Consider the following 21,139-nt stretch of genomic DNA (forward strand, 5'->3'; position numbering starts at 1 on the left):
TGTTTGCCCACACGGGGGCCGGCGTGGCACGCCTGTCGCGATTTGTCGAGTATGACAGCCGCATGCAGCGCTTTCCACAGTTCACAGATAACGCGCACAGTTCGTGACCGAGATGTTGCCCCGTCGTGTGCCGGCGCGGATGACATCATCGTCGGATGTTTCGCGTGCTGTTCTTCTCGCCCCGGATCGCACCCAACACCGGCAATGCCATCCGGATGGTGGCGGCGACGGGGTGCGAACTGCACCTGGTCGAGCCGCTGGGCTTCGATCTATCCGAGCCCAAGTTGCGCCGGGCCGGCCTGGACTACCACGACTTGGCGTCGGTGACGGTGCACGCCGACCTGGCTTCAGCGTGGGCGGCGCTGCTGCCGGCGGCGGTGTACGCGTTCACCGCGCACGCCGATCGGTCGTTCGCCGAGGTGGCGTATCAGCCCGGCGACGTGTTGATGTTCGGCCCCGAACCGACCGGCCTGGACGCCGAGACCCTGGCCGACCCCCACATCACCGGCCGGGTGCGCATCCCGATGCTGGCCGGGCGGCGCTCGTTGAATCTGTCCAACGCCGCGGCAGTGGCGGCCTACGAGGCGTGGCGCCAGCACGGGTTCGCCGGCGCGGTCTGACTCAGTTCGTCTGCGGCAGTGCACCATCGAGGCGATCGGAGATCACCTGATGGGCCCTGCCCATGGTGCCCACGTGGCAGTGTTCGCCGATCGCTTTCGGCGGCAGCGTGGCGGTGCACCGGCGCCGACGGTCACCAGGTGTCCCAGTGCGCGAACTGCTCGGCGGGCAGCCGCTTGGCCTTCTTGAAATCGGTGCCCTTGGTGTAGGCGATCGGGAACAGGCCGGCTTGGGAGTACTTGTCGAACGGGATACCCAGGATCTCGGCGGCCTGCTTCTCGCCGTCGCCGAGCAGATGCAGCGTGGTCCAGGCCGAGCCCAGCCCGCGCGACCGCAGCGCCAGCATGAAGCTCCACACCGCGGGCAGCAGGGAGCCCCAGAACGAAGCGCTCACGCCGGCGGGCGCGCCGTCGGGGCGACCCTCCAGCACCGGGATCAACAGCACCGGCGCCTTCTCCATGTTGTCGTTGAGATAGCTCGCCGACGACCGCACGGCATCGATCTGCTCGTCGCGGACGTCACCGAAGGAGTCCTTCGCCGACGCCAGGTACGGGGTGGCATTGGTGCGGTAGATGTCGGCGATGGCCTTCTTCTTGGCCGGGTCCTCCACGAAAACCCACTGCCAGCCTTGCGAATTCGAACCTGTCGGGGCCTGCAATGCCAGGTCGAGACATTCCAGCAGCACCTCACGCGAGACCGGTTTGTCGAAATCGAGCCGTTTGCGCACCGAACGGGTGGTGGTCAGGACTTCATCGGCGGACAGGTTCAGTGTCATATCGCGAGACTACATTCCGTCCATGACCACAAATCTGACGCAAGACATCATCGACCGCCTCACCTCCGACGACTATGGCTGGCTGACCACCGTCGCACAATCCGGGCAGCCCGTGCCCAAATTGGTGTGGTTCTACTTCGACGGCACCGACCTCGTCGTCTACACCACCCCGTCGGCGGCCAAGGTGCGCCACATCCGCAATCACCCGCAGGTGAGCCTGAACCTGGACTCCGACGGCAACGGCAGCGGGATCATCGTGGTCGGCGGCACCGCCCGGATCGACGCCGAAGGCGTGGACGGCCGCGACGACGCGCCGTACTGGGCCAAGTACGAAAAGGCCGCCGCGCAATTCGGGCTGACCGAGGCGATGGCCGGTTACAGCACCCGCATCAAGATCTCGGTGGACAAGGTCTGGACCACCCCGACCGAGGGGTGATCCGCGGCGAGCCCCACCCGCTTACGCAGGTGGGGCTCGCCGGGGATCCGGTCAGCGGTTCTGCAGGATCGCGACCCGGGCCGGTCCGTGGTGGGCGTGCCAGCCGGGGGCCATGTTCGGAGCCGGGTGGGCCTTGACCTCGGGGCTGAAGGAGTGGCTGCCATGGTCGCCGGGGGCCACCTGGGTGGCGGCAGCGGCGGTGCCGGCCAGGCCGAGCGCTCCGGCGCCGATGATGCCGGCGGCGACAATGGGCAGGGCCAGGGTGCGGAAGATCGGGGTCATTTCTGTAATCCTTTGTGTGAGTGGGCTTTCGGTTTCTGTTGTCGGCTTGTTTCGCCGTTGAGAAAAGAATGCCCGGATTCACCCGCGGGGTCTGTCCGGTGACCGGTGGATGACGGGGATGAACCGCCTGTCCCCCGATCGGGGGAACCCGTCACTACCGGAAATCGCGGGACCGCGACGCCACCCGCAGTTGCACCGGGGCCATCCGGTCGGCCACCACCGTGACCGCCCCGCTGGCGTTCTGCACGATGCCGCGCACCATCAACGCCGAGGCCGTCTGCGCCAGCTTGCGGTGCCGCGACCACACGCCCGGTGAGCACAGCACGTTGACCATGCCGGTCTCGTCCTCCAGGTTCATGAACGTCACGCCCTGCGCCGTCGCCGGACGCTGCCGATGAGTCACCGCCCCGGCCACCAGGATTCGGCTCCCGTCGGGCACCTCGAGCAGCCGGCCCGCGGGGATCACCCCCAGCTCGTCGAAATTTTCCCGCAGGAACTCGGTGGGATAACGCTCCGGCGAGACCCCGGTGGCCCACACATCGGCCGCGGTGAGCTCGAGTTCGGTCATCCCGGGCAGCGCCGGCACATGTGAGGAGGCTCCCACCCCGGGGAGCCGGTCCGGACGCTGGGTGGCGGCCGCGCCCGCCGCCCACAGCGCTTCGCGGCGGGTGATCCCGAAACAGCCCAGCGCACCGGCCGTCGCCAGCGCCTCGGTTTGCGGCACCGACAGCTGCACCCGTGCGGTCACGTCCAGCAGGGAGGTGAACGGCCCGTGCGCCGCCCGTTCGTCGACGATGCGCTGGGCCAGCGTGTCACCGATGTGCCGGACCGCACCGAGACCCAGCCGCACATCCAGCCCCCGGTTCGCACAGGTGGCGTGCACCAGGCTGGCATTGAGGTCGGGGCCGTGCACCTGCACCCCGTGCCTGCGGGCATCGGCGACCAGTGATTGCGGCGAATAGAAGCCCATCGGCTGGGCCCGCAGCAGCGCCGCACAGAATACGGCGGGATGGTGCAGTTTGAACCAGGACGAGTAGAACACCAGCGAGGCGAAACTCAGCGAATGACTCTCCGGGAAACCGAAATTCGCGAAGGCCTCCATCTTGTCGTAGATGCGGTCGGCGATCGCACCGGTGATACCGTGCTTTTCGCGCATACCGTCGTAGAACCGGTTGCGCAGCAATCGCATCCGCTCGGTGGACCGTTTGGACCCCATAGCACGGCGCAACTGGTCGGCCTCGGCGGCGCTGAAGCCGGCGCAATCGACCGCCAGTTGCATCAACTGCTCCTGGAACAGCGGCACCCCCAGCGTCTTACTCAGCGCCGGCTCCATCGACGGGTGGTCATAGGTGACCTCCTCCTGGCCGTTGCGGCGCCGGATGTAAGGGTGCACCGACCCACCCTGAATGGGGCCGGGACGGATCAGCGCCACCTCGACCACCAGGTCGTAGAACTCACGGGGTTTCAGCCGCGGCAGGGTGGCCATCTGGGCGCGGGACTCCACCTGGAATACCCCGACCGAATCGGCGCGCTGCAGCATCTCGTACACCGCGGGCTCGGACAGGTCCAATTGCGCCAGGTCGACGGCGATGCCCTTGTGTTCGGCCAGCAGGTCGATGGCGTAGTGCAGCGCCGAGAGCATGCCGAGACCCAGCATGTCGAATTTCACCAGGCCTATTGCCGCGCAGTCGTCTTTATCCCACTGCAGCACACTGCGGTTCTCCATCCTGGCCCACTCCACCGGGCAGACGTCGGCGATCGGCCGGTCACAGATCACCATGCCGCCGGAATGGATGCCCATGTGCCGGGGCAGGTTGGTGATCTGGGTGGCCAGGTCGACCACCTGTTCGGGGATGTCCTCCACGTCGGGCGAGTCGGCCAACCCGTTCCACCGGCTGATCTGCTTACTCCACGCGTCCTGCTGGCCCTGCGAGAAGCCCAGCGCACGCGCCATGTCCCGGACCGCGCTGCGGCCGCGGTAGGTGATGACGTTGGCGACCTGGGCGGCGTAGTCCCGTCCGTAGCGTTCGTAGACGTACTGGATGGCCTGCTCGCGCAAGTCCGATTCGATGTCGATGTCGATATCGGGTGGGCCGTCGCGCACCGGGGACAGGAACCGTTCGAACAACAACTCGTTGCGGACCGGGTCGACGTTGGTGACCTTGAGGGCGTAACAGACCGCCGAGTTGGCCGCCGAGCCCCTGCCCTGGCACAGGATGTTGTTCTCCCGGCAGAACCGGGTGATGTCGTGCACCACCAGGAAGTACCCGGGGAAGTCCAACTGCTCGATGATCCGCAATTCGTGTTCAATCTGCGCGTAGGCCTTGGGGGCGTGCGATGGCGGCCCGTACCGCTCGGCGGCGCCGGCCTCGACGAGGTGGCGCAGCCAGCTGTTCTCGGTATGCCCGGGCGGGACGTCGAAGGGCGGCAGCCGGGGGGCGATGAGACTCAGCCCGAAGGCGCACTGCTCACCGAGATCGGCTGCGGCGGTGACGACGCCGGTGCCGAACAGCCTGGCCATCTCCTCCCCCGACCGCAGGTGCGAGCCACCCAGCGGGGCCAGCCAGCCGGCCGCGGTATCCAGCGAGTTGCGGGCCCGGATGGCCGCCATGGCCATGGCCAGCCGACCCCGGGACGGTTCGGCGAAATGCGCACCGGTGGTGGCCACCACCCCCACCCCGAACCGGGGTGCCAGCTCGGCCAGTGCGGCATTGCGTTCGTGATCGCACGGTTGGCCGTGATGGGTCAGTTCGATGCTGACCCGGTCGCTGCCGAACCGGTCCACCAGATCGGCCAGCGCCACCGCCGCAGCGTCCGGACCACCTTCCGAGAGCGCTTGGCGGACATGACCTTTGCGACACCCGGTGAGGATGTGCCAATGCCCGCCCGCGGCCTCGGTGAGCGCATCGAAGTCATAGCGCGGTCTGCCCTTCTCCCCGCCGGCCAGATGCGCCGCGGCCAGCGTCCGGGACAGCCGCCGGTAGCCCTCGGCTCCCCGGGCCAATACCAGCAGATGCGGGCCCGGCGGGTCGGGAGCCTCGGTGCGGGGCACGTTCCCCAGTGACAGTTCGGCCCCGAACACCGTGGCCACGTCCAGTTCGCGGGCCGCCTCGGCGAACCGCACCACACCGTAGAGCCCGTCGTGGTCGGTCAGCGCGATGGCGCGCAGATCCAGCCGGGCCGCCTCCTCCACGAGTTCCTCCGGAGTGCTGGCCCCGTCCAGGAAGCTGTACGCGGAGTGCGCGTGCAACTCGGCGTACGGGACGCGGGACCCGTTGCGCTCGATGCCCGCCGGCCGGTAAGGGTCACGCTTGCGCGACCAGGCCGGACTGTCCCCGCCGTCCGCGGGCGGCGGCTCGATACGGCGGGGCCGGCCGGCCAGTACCCGCTCCATCTCCGACCAGGTCGGCGGTCCGTTGTGCCAGCCCACCCCGCCCAGACTAATCGAACAAGCGTTCGATCGCTAGTCGAAGACGATCACGGCACGCCCCACGATGTCGCCGCGTGCCAGCGCCGCCAGATTGTCGTTCACGTCATCGAGGGTGACCGGGGTGACGGTGTGCTTGATCAGGCCCGCGGCCGCCAGGGCGAGCACCTCGGACAGATCGTCGTAGTTGCCCCAGAACGAGCCGAAGTAGGACTTCTCGCCGTTGGTGAACGGCAGCAGCGGCAGCACCACCTTCTGCCCCATCAGCCCGACAGACGTCAGGGCGCCCTCCCTGGCCAGGATCTGGGCTCCCAGCGCCAGCGATTCTTCGGCGGCAGCGCAGTCGAGCACCGCGTCGGCCTCCCGCCGACCGGTCAGTTGTTCCAGCTCGTCGCAGACCTGCTCGGCCGTCTTGCCTCGGGTGTTGACGGCGTGATGCGCGCCGTTCTCCGTTGCCAGAGCCAGCTTTTCGGTGCTCCTGGCAAAGGCCACCACAGTGGCACCGCCACCGAGCAACCTCGCGTACTGCACCCCGTAACTGCCCAGGCCGCCGATACCGTTCACCACCACCGTGCGTCCGGCGCCGAGCTTGCCCGCGGCGCGCAACTTCTTCATGCCGCGGTACGGCGTGAGCCCCGCGTCGGTCAGGGGGGCCAGCGTCTCGGGCCGCGGGTCCAGCGCGTCCGGCACCTTGATGACGTGCCGATACGGAACGGGCATGTACTCGGCGAATCCTCCCGGCGGCCCGAACCCGGCCATCTGCCCGTTGCCGCAGATCTGCTCGTTGCCCTCCCGGCATTGCCGGCAGGTCCCGTCGCCCCAGTTCGGGTTCACCACCACCAGATCGCCTTCCGCCAGGCCGGCGGTACCCGGGACATCATCCCCGACCGCGGCGATCCGGCCGGCGACCTCATGGCCCGGCGTGATCGGTGCATCCAGCGGAGCGCCCTGCGTGAAATAGCCCTCGATGAGCTGACAGTCGCTGCGGCACATACCCGTAGCCGCGACCTTCACCAGGACATCGGCCGCGCCGATGTCGGGCACGGGGATCTCTTCGATCCGCAAAGGCTCGTGGTATCCGTACATCCGGGCGGCGCGCATCAGCATCGAGTCTCCTCGTGGCGTTCACTGTCGTGCCCTCAGCCAACCGCACGCCCGGGGTGTCGGTGTGCCGCATTTCGGCCCGAACGGTGCCCATTCCGACGATGTTGTGAGCGCCGAGGCCGAATCCGGCCCGGCTCGCTCACGCGGACGGTCAGAAGCCGGCCAGCAGCTGTTCACGCCTACCGGGAGGCAACTCGATCAACGCGGACGCCAGCCGACGAACGTCGGGATTTCGGGACAGATCGATCCAATCCAGCTCCTCTTCGAGTCGACGGCGGTAGGCCTCGTCCCGCCCGGTGAAGTAATCACTTCGGATACCGAAGAATTCGGCGATCAGCTCCATCGTCTCCAGGGACGGATTCTCCCGCCGCCCCGAACGCAACTGGGACAGATACGGCGCCGACAACTCCATGCCGCGGCACTCGACGGCGCGCACCAACTCACTGCTGGCATACGGACCGCGGCCAGGCGGGTAGATCGTGTCGAACAGCCTGTTCAGCCGGGCCGCAAAGCTGTCCGCAGCCACCCCACGCCCGTCATCACGCAGCTTCCGTCGCGCCGCCATGTCGATCATCGCTCCGCCCCACTCGACCGCTGCCTCAACACTTCCCCTGACCAGCGGATTATCGATAAAAGTTTGCCGCAGACGCGACACATTATTAGTATGACACATCAGTCATATAATTAACCACCCCGGCCCCGCCGACCGAACGTCGCGCGACGGCACGCCATAGCAGCACCCCGAGCAGGAGAATTGAGCGTCCGATGAGTCACGAACCCAACCCCCGCGAACGGGCTTCGGTCGATAATTTTCCCCGTTCCCGCCGAGCGGCATGCACATTGAAACGCTCTATCGAGATTTGCCGCCCGGAGCGAGCTCTACGACGGGAAATCCCGTGAGAATCGTCGGTAACCAGCTGCTCTGCGATACCCCCATCACCCCCGACGGATGCATCGTCACCATCGAAGATGTCGGCTGCAACGGAACTCCCGCAGCGTATGTCCGCCAGGACGGCGAACTCGCACCAGACACGCCCGTTCACGCGCTGTGGGTGCACACCATGGGTGCACACGAATGCGACACCGTCGGCCGCCGGGTCCGCGTGCAAGTGCTGGCCGGATCGCGGGCAAGCGGTGTCGGCGACCTCGTATTCGACGGATACCTGACCGTCGCCAGCGGCGTCATCGCCATCGGGGACGCGCGTAATCCGGACCGCAAGCTGCTGTTCGGCCAGCCGGGTCGCATCCGCGTCCGCATCTTCGTCACCGACAAGGTCGAGTTTGTCCATTTCACCGATCCCCCTGGGGAATACCCCGTATCCGGCCCCAGCGACGTCACGGTGCTCCTGCCCGACGATTCCGGTTTCACCAGGGCCATCGGCAACACCACCATCGGCTGGAAGCAGCGGCTCCTGCTGCGGTACAGAAGAACTCACTGACACGGCGACCAACCGCACACTCGGTCGCCGGCGCATGGGCTGTGAAACCCGCGTCGATCGGAGCGGAGGAGGGCGATGTCCCTGACGGGCACCGACTTACGCGATGCCGACGACGAAACCCTCTGCACTGCAGCCATGATCGGTGATCGAGAGGCGTTCGACGCCATCGTCAGCCGCTACGGGCCCATCCTGTACCGGTACTCGCGACGGCTGCTGGCGTCCGAAGCCGATATCGCCGACGTCGTCCAGGACACCTTCGTCGCGGCATGGCGTCAGATCGGCGCCTTCCGCCGCACCTCGACGTTGCGAACCTGGCTGTTCGCCATCTGCTATCGCAAGATCGCCGATACGCACCGACTCAAACATGCCCGACCGGTGGAAGATTGGGTGCTGGAACCCTTGGCGAGTGCCGACACGACAACAGACCCCTTCACCGCAGCGTCCAACACAGAGTTTCTGGCGGCCCTGGAGAGCGCGCTCGCGGAGTTACCCATCCGTCAGCGCGCCGTGTGGATGATGCGGGAGATCGAACTCCTGACGTTCCCGGAGATCGGTGAGGTGCTCTCGCTCAGCCCCGATGCGGCCCGCGGACATCATCTACGCGCCACCAAGACGTTACGCGTGCTGTTGACGAGGTGGCAGTGATGCAGCCAGATTCGCTTCTGAAGCGCGCGGCCTCCTATCTGCGAACCGCACCCGAGCCCGGGTGGGAGGCCATCAGCGCACAGGTCCGTGCGGCCGTGCACGCCGCAACGCGCACCGGATGGCCCATCCGCGCATCCGGCGATGCCGCCCGCGGTCTGCTCTACATCAGCGATGGCGCGCTGCGCGGCCTGCTGGCTTACGAGCTACGACGCAGGTTCGTCTGCCAACCGACCCGGATCGCATTCACCGTGGAAGGTGCACTTCTGCGCGCCGTGCATATCGATATCACCGGCAGCTACGGAACCCGGTTACCCGACCTCGGTGACGATATCCGCCGTGCCGTCGTCGACACGGTCCATCGCGTGCTGGACATCCTCGACGACACCGGGCACCCAGCGGCGGCACCGATCGACATCACCATCACCGACATCGTCGACGGCGACCCGCTGCAGTGAACCTCGGCCGCCGACCGTGCCCCGGACCGGCCCTTCGAGGATCGCCCCGGAATCGGTCACTGCGGCTTCTCCTCCTGATGCCGGCTTCGCGGGACGACGACGATCGGCACCTCGACGACGCGCAGTATCTTGGCCGCCGTCGATCCGAGGAACAATCTGCGCGGTGCTGCCAGCCGGCTGGACCCCACCATGATCAGGTCGCCGTCCCGCCATGCCAGCTTGTTCACCGCGTCCTCGACCGTCGGGCCGTCGGTCACCACGGCCGTCACCGGGAAACCCTGCGGCAACGACTCTTTCGCCGCCTCCAGCACCCGCCGGGCGTGCGTGAGCCCGTGCTCGCGCACGGCGTCCGGATCGCTGCGCAGCACGCCGAACACCGGATCCAGCGCCACCAACGACACCAGCCGCAGCGGGGTGCCCGCGGCCCGGCTGGCCGCCACCGCGGTATCCAGCAGCAGGTCCGCTCCGGCGCGCTCCCCCACCGCGCAGGTCACCTCCCGTACCCGTTCCACCTCGGAGAGCCGAATCCCCCTGGGCGCCACGGCCACCGGCACCGGCGAGGAATGCAGCAACTCGTTGACCACGGAGCCGAGGGAGAAGCTACCGGCCAACCCACCACCGCCGCCACCCACCACGATGCCCGCGGCATCCAGCCGGGCCGCCTCGCCGATCAGCCCGCCGGCGAACGAATCGCCGAAACTGACGTGCGGGTTGACCACCACGCCGGCCGGCACGGTGGCCTGGGCTTCGGCCAGCCATTCCGCGGCCTGGCCGGCCAGCACCTGTTGGTAACCACCGGTGTTCACCAGGGCGGGCGGCATCCGATCCGGCGGCAGCACGATGCACAGTTCGATCTCGGCGCCCAGCGTCCTGGCCAGCCGGACGCCGAGTGCCAGCGCATCCGTTCCACCGGGAGTGGCGAGATATCCCACTACGAGTTTCATTGTGCCATCTTGTCCATGCGCCGGGACAGACACCGGCGCTTCGCCGATTCTCCGGTTCAGACGGTGAACTCCGCGGCCCCGTCGTCGAGGACCACCCGCGCACCCGAACCGTCCGGTGCGGCCGCCTCGGTGCGAAACACCGCGCGACCCTCGCCGGTGCGCCAGATGGAGGTCGTCAGCGTCTCGCCGGGGAACACCGGGGAGGTGAAGCGCGCGGCGACGGCATGAACCTTGGTCGCGTCACCGCCACCGAGTTCGGCCACCAGCGCGCGGCCCGCGACCCCATAGGTGCACAACCCGTGCAGGATCGGCTTGGGGAACCCGGCCAGCGTCTGCGCGAACCAGGGGTCGCTGTGCAACGGGTTGCGGTCGCCGGACAGCCGGTACAGCAGCGCTTGGTCTTCCCTGGTCGGCAGCGCCACCGTGGCATCGGGGGCGTGGTCGGGGAACTCGGGGGCCGGTGGGCGCTGCCCGGGCTGACCACCGAAGCCGCCCTCGCCGCGGATCACCACGGTGGTCAGTGTTTCCACCACGATCGCTCCGCTGTCCGGGTCCGCGCCATAGCCCTTCAGCATCACCACGGCGTTCTTGCCTTCACCCTTGTCCTGGATGTCGGCGACCTCGGAATGAACTCGCAGCCGGCCGGCCGGTGCCAGCGGCCGGTGCAGCCGGATCTCCTGCGAACCGTGCAACAACATGCCGAAGTTGAAGGTGCCGATCAGCAGGGCCGCGGCGAACGGCGAGCAGGCGATCACCGCAAACGTCGGCAGCACCTGCTGATCGATGTCGTGGCTGTTCTCGGTGGTGAACGCCAGATCGTCGACGCCGGCGCCCACGCCGAGCGCGTACAGCAGCGTCTCACGGTCCGTCCAGGTGAAGTCCTGAGGTTCGCTTTTGGCGCCGACGGCGCCCGGATCGATCGGCATACGGGGCTCCCTTGCTGGTGTGACGAGCTCGTGTCGAGACGCTAGTTGATGGTGATTGTCGAATCCAGCGCCATCGCCGAGCGGTCGACCCACGACGTCCATACGACTCACCTGACGTCGCCGAATCCCGTTCCAGAGTCACGTCATGCCGGAGGATCTCGACTGTTCCACCACGTCCGTGATCGCTCTATGCCACGATGCGTTTGTCAGAACGTAACGAACCGCTGTTCGGTTCGGCCCGGGTCACCGCCGGCACCTCGGCTCGGGCCCATCCATAGGATCGGCTATCCGAGGATAACCCGTCTCTGAACAACAGCTCGACCGGATGGAATCGTAGGTGCCACTTCGACGAGCTGCCGCCAAAGACGGAGAAGGAATGCCAGACAAGCCTATTGATGTTCCGACGGAGCCTGGACCCGAATCACCTACCTCCGACGAGTCATCCGGGGTGTCCCGGCGCAGCTTCATCGGATGGACCGGCACCGCCGTCGTGGTGACGGTCGGCGGCACCGTCCTGGTCTCGCGGCTCGCCGACCGCGGCCCCGACTCCGATACGTCTGCGCTCGGCATTCCGGTGACGTTGCGCGTCAACGGTACCGAGCACACACTCAACCTCGATCCGCGAACGACGTTACTGGACGCGCTACGTGATCACATCGGGCTGACCGGCACCAAGAAGGGATGCGATCACGGGCAATGCGGTGCTTGCACGGTGCACGTCGACGGACGGCGGGTACTTTCGTGCCTGACCTTGGCCCCGACCGTACACCGCCGCGCGGTGATGACCATCGAAGGCCTCGCCGACGGCGATGAGTTGCATCCCGTACAGCAAGCATTCATCGACAACGACGCCTTTCAGTGCGGTTTCTGCACACCGGGCCAAATCATGTCCGCCGTGGCCGTCATCGAGGGTGGACACACCGGCACCGACGAAGAGATCCGCGAGCAGATGTCGGGCAACATTTGCCGTTGCAGCGCTTACCCATTCATTGTCGAAGCTGTCAAGGCAGCCGGCGAACGGATGTCTTGATATGCGACCTTATGGCTACACCGTGGTCGATACGGTGGCTGCGGCCACCTCCCACGGCGGCTCGGCCAAGGAGTACCTCGCCGGTGGCACGACCCTGGTCGACCTGATGAAACTGGAGGTGCTGACCCCCGAACAGGTCGTCGACATCAACGGGTTGCCCTTGACCGGCATCACGGTCGGCGCCGCCGGGCTGCGTATCGGTGCGCTGGAACGCATGAGCGACGTGGCCGAACATCCTTCAGTGCGAAGTGATTTCAGTCTGGTCAGCCAAGCACTGGAACTGAGCGCCTCCCCGCAATTGCGCAACATGGCCAGCATGGGCGGAAACTTGTTGCAGCGCACCCGATGCAGCTACTTCCGCGATATATCGATGCCGTGCAACAAGCGCAACCCCGGGACGGGCTGCCCGGCCATCGACGGCTACAACCGCGCCCACGCCGTGCTCGGTACCAGTGACGCCTGTGTCGCCACCCACGCCAGTGACGTCGCCGTCGCACTGGTCGCTGCCGAGGCATCGGTGGAACTGAGCAGTTCCGATGGCGAACGCAGCGTTGCCCTCGAACAGTTCTACCGCAAGCCCGGTATGACACCGGAGGTGGAAAGCGAGCTGAAGCCAGGAGAACTGATCACCGCCATCACCGCACCGCGGTTTCCCGAAGGCACCAGAACGGGCTATCTCAAGGTACGCGACCGTCAGTCCTATGAATTCGCGCTCACCTCTGTGGCCGTCGCAATCACCCTGCGCGACAACGTCATCACCCGTGCGCGACTGGCCGCCGGCGGCGTGGCCACGGTGCCATGGCGGCTGCCCGAAGTGGAGAACCTGCTGACGAACCGGCCCGCAACCGCGGTCACCATCGACGCCGCAGCCGACGCAGCGGCCGCCGACGCGCGACCGCTGAGCCACAACAGTTTCAAACCTCACCTGCTACGCCGGGCGATCGTCCGGGCTCTTACCGACGTCGCGGGCATCGCATGACTCCTTCACCGCTGGGCGGCGAGATTCCCCGCGTCGACGGGCGCGCCAAGACAACCGGCACGGCCCGCTACTCGGCGGACTACCGGGAACCGGATCTGGTCCACGCCGTACTGGTGTCGGCCACCACGGGGTTGGGCACCATCACTGCGATGGAGACCGATGCCGCAACGCGTGCGCCGGGTGTCCTCGCGGTGTACACCCCGTTCGCGCCGCTGCGGCTGCAGCCCGTCGCCGAGGGAGCGCTCGGTGAGAAGTACCGTCCACTACAGGACCGTGAGGTGCGCTTCCACGGCCAGGCCATCGGTGTGGTGGTTGCCGACACCTTCGAGCATGCGCGTGACGCCGCAGCCATGATCACCGTCGACTACCGATCCCGCACGCCCAGAACATCGCTGGCCGATGCCGGGCCCGGGGTCAGCATCGCCATGCCGGAATCGGGCAACAAGACCGTCTTGGCGCCGGGGATCGCCTCGATCGACACCGCGCTACGCGACAGCGAGATCACCGTCGAGACCACCGTCACCCAACCGGCTCAGCATGCCGCGGCGATGGAACCGCATGCGTCCGTGGCGGTCTGGAGCCAGAACCTCCTTACCCTGTACACCGGCACGCAGTTTCCCGGCCGGGCCATCGCCGGCATCACCGGCGCGCTCGGGCTGACGCCCGAGCAGCTACGGATCATCTCGACATACGTCGGTGGCGGCTTCGGCAGCCGCGTACTCCCGTGGTCGGACGTCATTCTGGGTGCAGCGGCGGCTCGTGAGCTGAACCGTCCGGTCAAGTTGGCCTTGACCCGCAGCCAGGTATTCAGCATCGTCGGGCACCGCTCCGCGGTTCGCCAGCGAGTCCGCTTGGGTGCGCGCGCCGACGGGACACTCACCGCCGTCAGTCACGAATCCGACGCCGAGGCTCCAGCAGTGGGCGGCTGGCCCATGCGAACGGCCGCCGAGACCACCGCAGCGCTGTACCGCACCCCGAATCTGCATGTAGACCAACGTCAGGTCTTCTTGGACACCCCGCCGACCTGGGCGATGCGTGCGCCCAATGAGGCGCCCGGAGCGTTCGCCATCGAAACCGCGATGGACGAGCTCGCGGTGGCGACCGGCGTGGACCCGATGCAGTTGCGGCTGCGCAACTACGCGACGACGCTGCCCGGCACGAATCGCCGCTGGACCAGCAAAAGACTCGATGAGTGTTACCGACTCGGCGCCAATCGATTCGGCTGGGAACGCCGCACCGCCACCCCCGCAACGACCCGCGACGGCCAGTGGCTGGTCGGCATGGGGATGGCCACTGCGATCTACCCGGCCGCCGGCCGGTCCGCGAACGCGGTTCAGGTGCGGTTCCGCGACGACGGCACCGTACTGGCCTCGACGAGCATCATGGATATCGGCACGGGCGCCGCGACCGCGCTGGCGATCGTCATCGCCGACGCGGTGGGCCTGCCGATGGACCGTATCGTCACCGAGGTGGGAGACACCATCCTGCCGCCCGGGCCCGGCGCCGTGGGCTCCCGCGCAACCGGCAGCATGGCTCCGACGGCCCGAACCGCCGCACGGGCCGCCATCGACAATCTCGTCAGGGCCGCCTCGACGAATCCAGCCTCGCCGCTGGCGGATTCGGGCACACCGGTGTCCTATGCGGCCGGCACCTTGCGAACGGGCAACGCGCGCATCGGTTTCGCCGATCTGCTACAGAGGATGCGGATCCCGGCCGTCGACGCCATCCACAGCAGCGCCGACAGCATTTCTCCCCAGTTCGCGGCACATGGGTTCGGAGCGCACTTCTGCGAGGTGCGGGTCAACTCGCTGACGGGGGAAACGCGCGTCGCCAGATTCACCACCGTCGTGGACATCGGTCGGGTGATCAACGCCAAGGCGGCCCGCAGCCAGGTGGTCGGAGGGGTCATCTTCGGGATCGGGCACGCCTTACTGGAATCCGATCCGATCGAACCCTCCGGCCGCTTGGCCGCCGCCAACCTGGCCGACTACGTCGTCCCGGTCAACGCCGACGTTCCGTTCATCGACGCGGTATGCCTCGACGGCGACGACCCCGATTTCAGCGAGGTCGGGGCGCGCGGCGTCGGCGAACTGGGCGCCGTGGGATCGGCCGCAGCAATAGGCAATGCCGTCTTCAACGCCACCGGAGTCCGCATCCGTGACCTGCCCATTCACCCGGAAGACCTGCTGCGCTGATCACCTCACCCGAACGCGGCTACGAACTCGATGCGCGGTCACCGGCCGGCCCGGGTTGCGCCGCGAGACTACGTCCGACGCCCCTGGCGACCTCCGAAGCGAGTTCGTCGACCGCGATATCGCGGGCCGTCGAGAACGCCATCATCGCGGTACCCCGCAACAGGCCGATGATCGCCACCGCCGCGATGGTCGGGTTGGTCTCCCGACGGATCGACTTGTCGGTCAACCCATCCTCGATGTGTCGTTCGAGGTGTTGGCGAAACCACGCGTCGCGCTCGGCGAACAGCGGTGCAAGCGACGGCTCCGACCCGGTCGACTCGGTCCACAGCTTCAAGAACGCCTCCGACCGCGGCGATCGCTCGTGCATCCCCCTCAGGTAGGCCGCGATGAACCCGGTCAAGCGGCCCAACCCATCGGAGGATTCGGTCGGCACGTCGAACTGCTGCGTGTATGCCAGGAGCTCCTCGAGCAGCCGCGCCCTGCTGCCGAAATGGTGGTTGACGATGCCGCGGCTGTAGCCGGCAGCCTCGCCGACGGCGGCCACGGTGAGCGCGCGCGACCCATGCGCCGCGACGAGCGCCGTCGCGGCGTCGAGCACTCGCTGCCGCGTCGCAGCGCGGCGCTCGGCTTGAGTCCGCCGGGCCGCACGATCGGATGTCATGGCGGTCATTCTTGCGCACCGCCTGTCGGTGGGCTCACGTATGTTGCGTGTTGTATAGCAAGTAACTATTAGCGGAGGAGTCTCCCATGTCAGTTCTCGATGCATCCGATCTCCAGCGTTTCGTCGCCGCCGATCCCAACGGCCCGGTGGTGATGTTGAACCTGTTGCAATTCGTGCCAGACGGCACCGCCCGGTATCTGCAGTACATCGAGCGGTTCACAACCTCCGGACTCAACGAGCGGTACGGGGTCACGATCGTCTACGCCGGTGCCGGCCACCCCTCCCTGGTCGCGACGGAAGTCGGCGACTGGGACATGGTGCTGCTGGTCAGCTACCCGACTCGGCAGAGCTTCGTCGATATGGTCAACGACCCGGAATACGTGGCCTTCGAGCACCTACGAACCGAGGCAGTCGCGCGCGCCGTCCTGCAGCCGACCATCCCGGCCATGTGACCCGGGTGGCTACTCGGCGCCGTTGAGGATGTCGAAGCACTCCAGCAGGGTGGTGATCTGTTGAGCGGTCAGCCTCCCGAGGCGGTCGTGCAGCATGGGTTGCACACGCCCCTCCACCTCGGAGATGGCGACCTCGGCCGCCGGCGTGAGAGTGAGGTAGGACCGCCTCGAGTCGGCGGGGTCCACGGCCCGTACCACCAACCCGGCTTTGGCCAGCTTGGTCACCGCGCGACTGACCACGGACGCGTGCAGGCCCAGATCTCGAACGAGATCGCCGGGTCCGTCGATGCCGAGTTCGATCGACCGGAGGATCAGGAAGTCGACGAGGTCCAGTTTCGCCACCGCCGCAACGTGCGTGCGAGCAGCACCCAGGACTGATTTGTTCAATCGATACAGCGCATCGAGAAGTCGCATCTCGACGGCGCGTTGCTCCCTGGTCACCGGCATCACCATATCAATGTCTCATGTCAACTATTGACAATTATCAACTATTTGGGGCACCCTGATGGCATGCCCGTGACGCCACCGACCACTGCCCGGATAGACCTCCATCACCACGCGTTCCCGCCGCAACTGTTCGGCGGGGACGTGGCGAGCGCGTTGACCGCGAATTCGGGCTGGAAGTTCTCGGCGGAGTCGCCGGCCTGGACCCCCGGCGCAAGCCTTGCCTTCATGGACGCCATGGGTATATCCACGGCAATCCTGTCCCTTCCCAACGACATCGAGTCCTACCTACCGGCAACAGGCCGACGCGGGTTCGCACGCGAGATCAACACGTTCTGCAACCAGGTCGCCGAAGAGCATCCCGGCCGCTTCGGCTTCTTCGCCCACCTGCCGACGCCGACCGACCCGGATGCGGCACTCGAGGAGGTGACCTATGCGCTGGACGTGCTCGGCGCGGACGGCGTCACCGTGACCAATGTCTACGGAACCGGCGAGGACGCCAGGTCGCTCGGTGACCCCGTGTTCGAACCTCTGTGGGCCGAACTCGATCGGAGAAGCGCGGTGGTATTCCTCCATGGCGAACAGACGCCGGGACGCAACCCCGCACCCAACGAGTTCCTGCCGGTTCCGGTGGTGGAGGTTCCCAACGAGACGTACAAGGCCGCGGCCGACCTCGTCACGAGCGGGCGCAAGCGCCAGTTCCCGAATGTGCGAATCATCTTGTCGCACTCCGGCGGAAGCACGCCGTTCCTCGCGTCGCGGGTGGCCGGACTGTGTGCGTTCCACACCGACTGTGATCTCACCGCCGACGAGATCATCGCCGATTTTCGCACCTTCTACTACGAAACCGCTCTCTCGGGATTCGAAACGAACCTCGTGGCCCTGGAGAACTTCGTACCGGTGAATCAGATCCTGTTCGGCACGGACTTCCCGGCGGTCAGCCCGTCAGCTGCGGCGTGGTACACGCGCAACGTCGACGCGTACTTCGGCGACCGACCCGACACACTGGCCGCGGTGATGGAAGGCAATGCGCGCGAGCTGCTTTCGCGGACCGCGTCGAACTGAGCCCGCGGCCGTGCTCGCATCGCGACCGCCGGCCGAACCTCGCTTCACGGGATGAGGTCGTCCACGAGGATGGGAGTCTTGCGCACCCTCGTCCCGGTGGCGTGATAGACCGCGTTCGCCACCGCCGCCGCCGCGCCCAGAACGCCGATCTCGCCGACACCTTTGACCCCGAGTTCGTTGGCGAACTCATCGGGACTGTCGATCGTCTCGATGTGCACGTCTCCCACGTCCGCGTTCACGGCGAAGTGGTAGGCGCCCAAATCGGCACCCGCGAAGCGCCCGGCCGCATCGACTACAGATTCCTCGAACAGCGCGTGGCCCGCACCCCAGATCATGCCCCCGACCAACTGCGCCCGCGCTGTGCGCGGGTTGACGATACGGCCGCAGTCGAACACACCCACCATCCTTCGAACTCGCGGCACACGCGTCACGCGGTCGACGGCGACCTCGGCGAACTGTGCGCCGAATGTGTACAGCGCGCGACCGCGCGACGTCGGCGGGGCGAACACCTCACGCCCTCCGAGCCCCGACGCCACGCTCTCGGTGTCGAGTTCGGTTGGGGCCCAGATGTGGTCGGCGCAGATCGTGCCGAGACCGGCTTCGGCCATCGCCTCGGCGAAGGTGAACGACCGCGCGGGACAGGTGATCGCGCCTTCCCGTGCGTTCAGCAGATCCGGGGTGACGCCGAGACGTGCGGCCAAGGCGGTCAACAGCATGGTGCGCGCCTTCACTCCGGCGTGCCATACCGCGGGACCGATCGAGCCCGTGTTCGACGAGCCGGCCGTCATCGGCCCCGGTGGCAGGCGGCTGTCACCCAGCTCGACCGCGGTGTCATCGAGCGTGCACCCCACTGCGTCAGCGAGGATCTGGGCCAGAACCGTGGACGCGCCGGTACCCAGTTCGTGACCGCCGGCCGACACCCGCACGGTGCCGCCCGGTTCCAGCCTGACGGCCACCTCGGCCGGGGCTCGCAGCACCGGATAAATCGAAGTCGCGCAGCCCCATCCGATGAGCGCGTCACCGTCAGACATCGTCCCGGGTTCCATCGACCGGTCATCCCAACCGAACAGCGCCGCTCCGCGACGCAGACATCGATCCAACGAGCGGCTACTGAAGGGTAGTCCGTCGGCCCGGTTCACCGGTGTGTCGTTGTGCAGCCGGAATTCGACGGGATCCATCCCGCAGCGCTCTGCCAACTCGTCTATCGCGCATTCCAGCGCGAACACCGGACCATACTCGTGCGGTCCCCGCATCGAGCCGGGGGTGTTGACATCCGTTGGCACCACATAGGCACTGACGCGGATGTTGTCGACGTCATACAGCGCGCTGGTGATGCGGGCGCCCGAGAGCCGATTGTCGTCGGCATGCGAGGTCTGCACGTATTCCACGTGCTCGTATCCGACCAGCTTCCCATCGGCGGTGGCCCCGACGCGCACGAACTGACGACTCTGCGGCCGGAATGGGCCCACGGTGAACATCTGGCTGCGTGAGACGCTGAGCCGAACCGGCCGACGCAGCGACCGCGCCGCCGCCGCGGCGAAGACGGTGTGCCACATCAGCCATGCCTTCGAACCGAACGCCCCTCCCACGTGCGGGCTGCTCACCTCGACCCGATCGAGATGCAGGCCGAACGTCTCGGCGAGGCCGGCCCGCGCGCCCGTGACCCATTGCGAGGGCAGCTCGACACGGAGTCGACCGCCGCGCCACTGTGCCGTCGTGGTGTAGGGCTCGATCGGATGGTGGTGCATCGCCGGCGTATCGATCACCGTGGTGACCACCTGCGCAGCGTCGGCCATCGCACGATCGACGTCACCGATATTCAGACCCGCTGACGGCACCTGTCGCGCACGATCGATGTTTTCGGTCAAGGACGCCCTCGCGGGCGTTTGCGTGTACGTCGTGGCGATCCTGCTCGCGGCTTCCTCGGCGGCCTCCCGCGTTTCGGCCACCACCACCGCGATGACCTGGCCGTGGTAGTACACGAGCGGGCCGCCGAGCGGATTGCGGCTGGTGTGAAACTGGCCGCCGTCACCGACGAATCGCCCGGTCAGCGTCGACACGTCGCTGTGGTGGGTGATGATGCCCAGCAGCCCCGGTACCGCCTCGGCCGCTGTCAGATCCATCGCGGTGATGCGCCCCGTGGTGATCGTGCTGGTCACCAGCACCGCGTGAGCGAGACCGGAATGACGCCCGTCGGCCGCGTAACGCGTGCCACCGGAGGCCTTCTCACCACCGCCGCGCCGAGGCACCGCCGCCCCGATGTGGTTCATGGCGTCCCCGTCCGCCGGAGGTCGCGCAGGGCCGCCACGACGGTCCGCACGCCGATGTCGATCCGCACCCGTGGACCGCGTGCGCTCAGATACGCGAGTTCGGCCGCATGTCGGATTCCGGCGTCGGTCAACGGCCGGCCGACGAGTGAGTGTTCCGCGGCTCGGCAGCGCCAAGGCCGCGTGGCGGTGCCGCCCACCGCGATGTTCGCCGCGGTGACGATGCCGCCGTCGATGTCGCCGTCGGTGTCGACACCCACCGCCGCCGATGCGATGGCGAACGCGAAACTCGCTCTGTCGCGGACCTTCCGGTAGCACGAGTGCTTGGCGGCCGCGCATCGCGGAACGATGATCGACCCGACGAGCTCGTCCGGTTCCAGAATATTCTCGACCGCCGGCGTCGACCCTGGTTCACGGTGGAACGACTCCACGGCCACCCGACGCGACCCGCGCGCGGACAGCAGTTCGAGTTCGGCATCGAATGCGGCGAGGGCGACCGCCCAGTCGCCTGCGTACACCGCAGCACAGTGCGGTGATGCTCCCAGGACTGCCCGGTTTCTGGGGTGGCCCACTTCGTGTGCGCTACAGCCCGTTCCCGGTGCACGCTTGTTGCACGCCGAGTGCCCGTCGCGAAAGTAGGGACAGCGCGTCCGTTGCAGAACGTTGCCACCCACGGTGGCGACGTTGCGCAGCTGCTGGGAGGCTGCCTGCGTGAGGCTCTGCGCCAGCGCGGGAAAGTCGGAGCGCACGGTGTCGTGACCGGCCGCGTCCGCCATCGTCGTGAGGGCGCCGATGCGGATGTGGTCGCCGTGCACATCGATGCCCGTCAACTCGCGCAAACCGGTGATGTCGACGATGTCGCCGGGGGCGAGCACATCCTGACGCATCAGGTCGACGACCGTCGTGCCTCCCGCGAGCACGGCGGATCCCGAACGACCGGCCAGTGTCAGAGCTTCGGTCAGCGACCTCGCCCGGTGGTAGGTGAAGGGGCGCAT

The 21,139-nt window shown here is 67.3% G+C and carries 20 protein-coding genes and 2 pseudogenes; 11 read left to right on the forward strand and 11 right to left on the reverse strand.

Annotated features, from left to right (window positions below; all coding sequences use genetic code 11):
* The first annotated feature begins 155 nt into the window (after nt 1-155).
* Complete coding sequence (locus AWB94_RS08460; protein ID WP_062659849.1) at nt 156-620, forward strand: tRNA (cytidine(34)-2'-O)-methyltransferase; 465 nt, start codon at nt 156-158, stop codon at nt 618-620.
* Nucleotides 621-751: 131 nt separating this feature from the next.
* Here the strand turns inward: AWB94_RS08460 and AWB94_RS08465 are convergent, their stop codons facing one another.
* On the reverse strand, nt 752-1,393 hold the full coding sequence (locus AWB94_RS08465; RefSeq protein WP_024452775.1) for a nitroreductase family protein: 642 nt from the start codon (nt 1,391-1,393) through the stop codon (nt 752-754).
* Nucleotides 1,394-1,415: 22 nt separating this feature from the next.
* Between AWB94_RS08465 and AWB94_RS08470 the strand changes: the two genes are divergently transcribed.
* Nucleotides 1,416-1,829: a TIGR03667 family PPOX class F420-dependent oxidoreductase gene (locus tag AWB94_RS08470; protein ID WP_062659850.1), complete on the forward strand. Its 414-nt coding sequence runs from the start codon at nt 1,416-1,418 to the stop codon at nt 1,827-1,829.
* Between the two features lie 51 nt (nt 1,830-1,880).
* Here AWB94_RS08470 and AWB94_RS08475 read toward each other — a convergent pair whose 3' ends face one another.
* From AWB94_RS08475 to AWB94_RS08490, 4 genes are all read right to left on the reverse strand, one after another.
* Nucleotides 1,881-2,111, reverse strand: coding sequence for a hypothetical protein (locus AWB94_RS08475; RefSeq protein WP_062659851.1), 231 nt, complete (start codon nt 2,109-2,111; stop codon nt 1,881-1,883).
* Nucleotides 2,112-2,265: 154 nt separating this feature from the next.
* Nucleotides 2,266-5,541, reverse strand: coding sequence for an error-prone DNA polymerase (locus AWB94_RS08480; protein ID WP_062659852.1), 3,276 nt, complete (start codon nt 5,539-5,541; stop codon nt 2,266-2,268).
* Nucleotides 5,542-5,574: 33 nt separating this feature from the next.
* Entirely contained in the window at nt 5,575-6,645 is a 1,071-nt protein-coding gene (locus AWB94_RS08485; RefSeq protein ID WP_084395515.1) for an NAD(P)-dependent alcohol dehydrogenase, read from the reverse strand.
* 148 nt (nt 6,646-6,793) lie between these two features.
* On the reverse strand, nt 6,794-7,207 hold the full coding sequence (locus tag AWB94_RS08490; protein ID WP_062659970.1) for a helix-turn-helix domain-containing protein: 414 nt from the start codon (nt 7,205-7,207) through the stop codon (nt 6,794-6,796).
* Between the two features lie 331 nt (nt 7,208-7,538).
* Here AWB94_RS08490 and AWB94_RS08495 point away from each other — a divergent pair, with 331 nt between their 5' ends.
* From AWB94_RS08495 to AWB94_RS08505, 3 genes are all read left to right on the forward strand, one after another.
* Nucleotides 7,539-8,081, forward strand: a complete 543-nt coding sequence (locus tag AWB94_RS08495) for a hypothetical protein (RefSeq protein WP_062659853.1) — start codon at nt 7,539-7,541, stop codon at nt 8,079-8,081.
* Nucleotides 8,082-8,156: 75 nt separating this feature from the next.
* The gene (locus AWB94_RS08500) at nt 8,157-8,726 is read left to right on the forward strand and encodes an RNA polymerase sigma factor (protein WP_062659854.1); all 570 of its coding nucleotides are present in this window, start codon (nt 8,157-8,159) and stop codon (nt 8,724-8,726) included.
* Nucleotides 8,726-9,181, forward strand: coding sequence for a hypothetical protein (locus AWB94_RS08505; protein WP_062659855.1), 456 nt, complete (start codon nt 8,726-8,728; stop codon nt 9,179-9,181). The genes AWB94_RS08500 and AWB94_RS08505 overlap by 1 nt, the downstream gene beginning before the upstream one ends.
* A 56-nt stretch (nt 9,182-9,237) precedes the next feature.
* On the opposite strand, the gene AWB94_RS08510 is transcribed toward AWB94_RS08505, so the two are convergent.
* Both AWB94_RS08510 and AWB94_RS08515 read right to left on the reverse strand, forming a co-directional pair.
* Nucleotides 9,238-10,125: a universal stress protein gene (locus AWB94_RS08510; RefSeq protein ID WP_062659856.1), complete on the reverse strand. Its 888-nt coding sequence runs from the start codon at nt 10,123-10,125 to the stop codon at nt 9,238-9,240.
* A gap of 56 nt (nt 10,126-10,181) precedes the next feature.
* Nucleotides 10,182-11,051 carry a MaoC/PaaZ C-terminal domain-containing protein gene (locus AWB94_RS08515; RefSeq protein ID WP_062659857.1) on the reverse strand — a complete coding sequence of 290 codons (870 nt, stop codon included), beginning with the start codon at nt 11,049-11,051 and terminating at the stop codon, nt 10,182-10,184.
* 493 nt (nt 11,052-11,544) lie between these two features.
* On the opposite strand from AWB94_RS08515, the gene AWB94_RS08520 reads away from it, so the two are divergent.
* From AWB94_RS08520 to AWB94_RS36260, 4 genes and pseudogenes are all read left to right on the forward strand, one after another.
* Nucleotides 11,545-12,081, forward strand: a complete 537-nt coding sequence (locus tag AWB94_RS08520; protein WP_409365996.1) for a (2Fe-2S)-binding protein — start codon at nt 11,545-11,547, stop codon at nt 12,079-12,081.
* 1 nt (nt 12,082) lies between these two features.
* A complete protein-coding gene (locus AWB94_RS08525; protein WP_062659858.1) occupies nt 12,083-13,060 on the forward strand; it encodes an FAD binding domain-containing protein in 978 nt (325 codons plus the stop codon).
* Nucleotides 13,057-14,187 (forward strand): annotated as a pseudogene (locus tag AWB94_RS36255) (xanthine dehydrogenase family protein molybdopterin-binding subunit); the annotation flags it as partial. The gene AWB94_RS08525 and the pseudogene AWB94_RS36255, both read left to right, overlap by 4 nt.
* A gap of 93 nt (nt 14,188-14,280) precedes the next feature.
* Nucleotides 14,281-15,255 (forward strand): annotated as a pseudogene (locus tag AWB94_RS36260) (xanthine dehydrogenase family protein molybdopterin-binding subunit); the annotation flags it as partial.
* A gap of 19 nt (nt 15,256-15,274) precedes the next feature.
* Here AWB94_RS36260 and AWB94_RS08535 read toward each other — a convergent pair.
* A complete protein-coding gene (locus AWB94_RS08535) occupies nt 15,275-15,916 on the reverse strand; it encodes a TetR/AcrR family transcriptional regulator (RefSeq protein ID WP_165605424.1) in 642 nt (213 codons plus the stop codon).
* Between the two features lie 86 nt (nt 15,917-16,002).
* Between AWB94_RS08535 and AWB94_RS08540 the strand changes: the two genes are divergently transcribed.
* Nucleotides 16,003-16,368: a hypothetical protein gene (locus tag AWB94_RS08540; RefSeq protein WP_062659861.1), complete on the forward strand. Its 366-nt coding sequence runs from the start codon at nt 16,003-16,005 to the stop codon at nt 16,366-16,368.
* A gap of 9 nt (nt 16,369-16,377) precedes the next feature.
* Here AWB94_RS08540 and AWB94_RS08545 read toward each other — a convergent pair whose 3' ends face one another.
* Nucleotides 16,378-16,809, reverse strand: a complete 432-nt coding sequence (locus AWB94_RS08545; protein ID WP_165605425.1) for a MarR family winged helix-turn-helix transcriptional regulator — start codon at nt 16,807-16,809, stop codon at nt 16,378-16,380.
* Between the two features lie 69 nt (nt 16,810-16,878).
* Between AWB94_RS08545 and AWB94_RS08550 the strand changes: the two genes are divergently transcribed.
* The gene (locus AWB94_RS08550; protein ID WP_062659863.1) at nt 16,879-17,877 is read left to right on the forward strand and encodes an amidohydrolase family protein; all 999 of its coding nucleotides are present in this window, start codon (nt 16,879-16,881) and stop codon (nt 17,875-17,877) included.
* Nucleotides 17,878-17,921: 44 nt separating this feature from the next.
* Here the strand turns inward: AWB94_RS08550 and AWB94_RS08555 are convergent, their stop codons facing one another.
* The gene (locus AWB94_RS08555; protein ID WP_062659864.1) at nt 17,922-20,147 is read right to left on the reverse strand and encodes a xanthine dehydrogenase family protein molybdopterin-binding subunit; all 2,226 of its coding nucleotides are present in this window, start codon (nt 20,145-20,147) and stop codon (nt 17,922-17,924) included.
* On the reverse strand, nt 20,144-21,139 hold the full coding sequence (locus tag AWB94_RS08560) for an FAD binding domain-containing protein (RefSeq protein ID WP_062659865.1): 996 nt from the start codon (nt 21,137-21,139) through the stop codon (nt 20,144-20,146). The genes AWB94_RS08555 and AWB94_RS08560 overlap by 4 nt, the downstream gene beginning before the upstream one ends.

Source organism: Mycolicibacterium canariasense (assembly GCF_002101555.1).
Classification (GTDB): domain Bacteria; phylum Actinomycetota; class Actinomycetes; order Mycobacteriales; family Mycobacteriaceae; genus Mycobacterium; species Mycobacterium canariasense.